General features: G+C 69.2%; 3 protein-coding genes. 2 read left to right on the forward strand and 1 reads right to left on the reverse strand.

Annotated features, from left to right (window positions below):
- Together H0W38_RS17390 and pdxA are read left to right on the forward strand one after the other, a co-directional pair.
- Positions 1-548, forward strand: a 548-nt coding sequence (locus H0W38_RS17390; protein ID WP_292456396.1) for a Nif3-like dinuclear metal center hexameric protein, incomplete at its 5' end; no start/stop codon positions are given.
- A gap of 73 nt (positions 549-621) precedes the next feature.
- Positions 622-1,647, forward strand: a complete 1,026-nt coding sequence (gene pdxA, locus H0W38_RS17395) for a 4-hydroxythreonine-4-phosphate dehydrogenase PdxA (RefSeq protein WP_292456398.1) — start codon at positions 622-624, stop codon at positions 1,645-1,647.
- Between the two features lie 93 nt (positions 1,648-1,740).
- On the opposite strand, the gene H0W38_RS17400 is transcribed toward pdxA, so the two are convergent.
- A complete protein-coding gene (locus H0W38_RS17400; RefSeq protein ID WP_292456401.1) occupies positions 1,741-4,278 on the reverse strand; it encodes a DUF1631 family protein in 2,538 nt (845 codons plus the stop codon).
- Between the last annotated feature and the right edge of the window lie 97 nt (positions 4,279-4,375).

Here is a 4,375-nt window from a genome sequence, read left to right on the forward strand (position 1 = left end):
TCTGGCGCAATCAGGACGGCCGGGTGACCGGCTGGCTGAAGCGGCGCATCGCCACGCTGCTGCAGCACGACCTCAGTCTCTTCGCCTACCACCTTCCGCTTGACGCGCATCCTGAGCACGGCAACAACGCTCAGCTCGGCGCCAAGCTCAAGTTTGCGACTGAAGGCCGCTTCGGCGAGCAGCAGCTCGGCTTCGTCGGCCGCCCGCCGCAGCCGCTCACCGGCGCAGCGCTCTCGGCGCTGATCCAGTTCCGCCTCGGGCGTGCGCCCGTGGTGGTGGAGGGCGACGCCCGCCCGATCCGCCGCGTGGCCTGGTGCACGGGCGGCGCACAGGGCTATTTCGAGGCGGCTATCGCGGCGGGCGCAGATGCCTTCCTGACCGGCGAGATCTCCGAGCCGCAAGCCCACATCGCGCGCGAGACGGGCGTGGCTTTCTACGCCTGCGGCCACCACGCGACCGAACGCTACGGCGCAAAGGCGCTCGGCGCCCATCTGGCGCAGCTGTTCGATCTCGAGCACGAGTTCATCGACATCGACAATCCGGCATGAACGCACGCCCGAGCCTTCGACCCGCTGACTCTGTTCCCTTCGGCGATCGGCGCGAAGCGTGCGGGTGGGCGCCATGACCGCCACTCCTTTGGCGCTCACGATGGGCGATGCCTGCGGGATCGGGCCGGAGATCGCCGCGATGGCGCTGGCGCGCGGCGCGTTGCCCGGCGGTTTCGTGATGGGCGACATCGCGGTGTTGCGGCGGGCCGCTGCGGTGGTCGCCGTTGCGCAGGGGGTGAGTCTTCCCGTCATCGCCATCGAGTGCCCCGCCGATGCGCTGAGCTTGCCGCCGCGCTGCGTGCTGGTGTTACCGCTCGCAGGCCTGCCGCGAGGCCTGGCGCAACTGCCCTACGGGCGCGTCGACGCGCGGGCCGGTGCGGCGGCAGCGGCCTGCATCCGCGCCGCGGTTGCGCTCGCTCGCCGCGGTGAGGTCGCGGCGATCGTCACCGCGCCGATCCACAAGGAAGCGCTGGCCGCGGCGGGCGAGCTTTACCCCGGGCATACCGAGCTTTTGCAGGCCGAAGCCGCGGGCGGAGGGCCGGCTTGCCCGGTGCGCATGATGCTGGCCAACGAAGAGTTGAAAACGGTGCTGGTCAGCATCCACGTTTCGCTGCGCCGGGCGATCGAGGCGGTCACCGTCGAGGCGGTGCTCGAAACCCTGCGCATCGCCCATGCGAGCGCGGCGCGCTGGGGTCAACCACGGCCGCGTATCGCCGTGGCCGGGCTCAATCCTCATGCCGGCGAAGGCGGGTTGTTCGGCGACGAGGAGCAGCGCTTCATTGCGCCGGCCATCGAGGCGGCGCGCCGAGAAGGCATCGACGCGCGCGGCCCGTTCGCGCCCGACACGGTCTTCATGCGCGCCCGCAACACGTCCGAGCATCCGGGCGAATTCGATCTCGTCGTCGCGATGTACCACGACCAAGGCTTGATTCCCGTCAAGTACCTGGGCGTCGAGCGTGGCGTCAACGTGACCCTGGGACTGCCCTTCGTGCGCACCAGCCCGGACCACGGGACCGCATTCGATCTGGCCGGCACCGGACGTGCCGACCCGTCCAGCATGATCGCGGCCGGGGAAATGGCTCGCCGCTTGAGCGAATGAGGACTCCCTCGTGGCGAGGATGTGGCCGCCGTGGCGATGGCCAAGGCACCCGAGATCCGGAGCGCGGCCGCGCAGCCGTTGCCTCTGAAGCCGTTACTGGCGGCTGCCCAGCCCGCCGTGCCGGCTGCCGAGCGAGCCGAGCCGGCTCGCGGCCGTGAGCTGGGCGAGCTGCTTGCGCGCACGGGCGGTGGCGCGCTCGATCAGCTCGGCCTGCTCGAAACTGCGGAAGCGCTCGGTTTCGCACATTCGCGTCAGCATGCGTGCGGTCGTCGACAGCGTTTTCTCGTGCGCCTTGCCGTGGGTGAACACGAAAAACGCCCGCTGCGGGCTGACCCAGCTCAGCCGCACCCGCTGCCAGCGGCCCTCGAGCAGCATGCGGTAGGCGATGCCTGTCTGCACGTGGTGAATGAGTTGCGGCCCGTGTGTCGGTGGCGCCCCTTCGGCGCGTTGCTCATCCTGGGCCTCGGCCTCGAGCTCGATATCGACCGCGCTGCTGCCGGTGGACGGGTTGGCATCGCTCTCGCCGAGGTCGATGTCGACTTCGCCGTTCCAGTCGACCGCACTTTCCTCGATCAAGCCGGTTTGTTCGACCTCCTGGGCCGAGAACTGCAGCGGCGCGGCGTGCTGCTCGGCTGCAGGCAGCGGCGTCGGCGCGCTCGACCCCAGATCCTGCTCCGTGGGAATCACCACCTTGGCCATCTGCTCGAGCTTGAACTTGAGCTGGCGTTGCTCGAAGTCGGTCAGCGGCGGCGCTTTCAGCGAATTGGCGTGGGCCGGAAGCAGTCGGGCGAAGAACTCCTTGCGCGCCGGCTCGGGCCAGCGGATCAGCGTCAGGCCGTCGTTCAGATCCTTCATCAACTGCGGCAACTTGAGCAAGAAGCCCTTGCGCAACTGCGGCTCGCCCTTGGGCTGAATGCTGAGCACCAGCTCCTGCGCGGCGCCGTTCATGCGCTGCACCAGCTCCTTCGTGCCGGTGGCGCTGGACACCTGAACCTGCACCTGACTCCACACCTGCGACAGGAAATCGCGCAGGTAATCGGGCAGTTCCAGCGGCTCGAGATGGCTGCGCAGCTGGAGCATGTAGCGTTGCTGGATGCGCAGCTGGGTCTCCCGGCCGTCGAGCAGGGCAGCGGCCTGCGCATGCGAGCCGACGTCTCGGCGGCTTTGCTCCTGAATCAATGACTCGAGGGTCTGCAGCTTGGATTCATACAGGTCCATCTGGTCGAAGTCGCCTTCGACGATCTCCTGTACCAGCGAGCGCACGCGCTCGATGAAATCGCGGCCCGGGCCCTGGTCCAGGTCTTCGTAGGCCGCGGCCAGCGAAGCGATGCGGTTGACGAAACGGCGCACCGGATGGCGGCGCGAACTGAAGAAGCCCATGTCCTTCAGCGCAGCGCGCAGCACGGGCATCTGCAGCCGTGCGATCTGGCGCGCCAGCTGCGGCGGCACCTTGCTGTCGGACAGCAAGTGATCGAACATGGCGCTGACCACGTCGATCACCATGTGGTCGAGCGCGCCGCCCGACGCGCGCACCAGCTCTTCGCGGTGCTGACGGATCAGGTTGACGTGCATCAACCCGCTGATTGCACCGGCGTGGCTTGCGGCGCCGCTGGCACCGCCTGACACGCTGTGCACACCGGCCGCATCGGGCATACCGGAGGCGCCGGGGTCGCTTGCACCCGTCGGCGCGCCGGACAGGGGAAAAGCGGAGTCCGGCGCACCGCCACTTGCAAAGGCCAGCCGGCGCAGCATCTCCAGCATCTGCGCGTCGCTGCCGTGCCGTTGGGGCACGTCCCCGTCCACGGCGCCGTCCTCTTGCCGCCCTCGAGAAGGGCCCGGTGCAACGCCCGAGCCTGACTGCTGCGAGCGCACCGACCGCGCGTCGCCCCGAAGCTCGCGGTTGTCCGAGCCCTGCGCCGGGCCGGGGTCGGTGCCCCGGCTCGAATGGCCGGCGGAGTCGCGCGGCGGCAGGTCATAGCCCGGTCCCTGCATGGCGCGCATCTCCAGGCCCGTGGTGCGCACGCCTTGCTCGCGCAGATCGGCCACGATGGCTGCATAACAGGCGCGCATGGCCGGCGCCAGCACCCGGCCGAACTCGCGCGCGAGAATCTTTCGCGGGCTGGCTTCGGTGCTGACAGTCTGTATTGCCGTCAGCAAGGCGCGAGCGACCACCTCGGTGCGCAGGGGGTTGTGCTCAGGCGCACGCCGGCCGCTCTGCAGCAAGGCACCGACATAACCGTCGAGCTCGCGCAGCTCCCATTCGCATTCGTGCGCCAGCTCCATGCTGAGACGGTCGGTGTTGACGCGCGCATCGACCTCGGCGTCGCCGACGAGGCTCAGCGCCTCCCAGTTGGTGGTGGCCGGCATGGTGCGGCGCGCGTCGCTGTGCTGCGCGGCATCATCCGACATTCGCTCGCGCAGGGCGGCGGCGAAATCGTGGTTGAAAGCCGGCAGGCATCGTTGCAGGTCGCCTTGCAAGAGAGTGATGTCTTGCCGCGAACTGCCGAAGGGTGGGGCGGCGAGCGCCAATGTCTCGGCCAGCCGCTCGGCAGCCGCACTCACCACCCCTTCGATGCGCAGGGCGGCGGCTTGCAGGGCGGACTGGGCGAACGTTTGCGTCACGGTGGGCACCGCATCGGGTCGGGTGCGAGCGAAAGCCCGTGCCCGGCTCGGCAGCTCATCTCCTCAAGGCGTCGCGGATCTCTCTCAGCAGCACGATGTCCTCGGG

Origin of the sequence: Methylibium sp. (genome assembly GCF_013817365.1) — a bacterium.
Lineage (GTDB): Bacteria > Pseudomonadota > Gammaproteobacteria > Burkholderiales > Burkholderiaceae_C > Methylibium.

Bases quoted from the DNA above. Each gene is read 5' to 3' on its own strand.
- pdxA (WP_292456398.1), top strand. From the start codon at position 622: ATGACCGCCACTCCTTTGGCGCTCACGATGGGCGATGCCTGCGGGATC.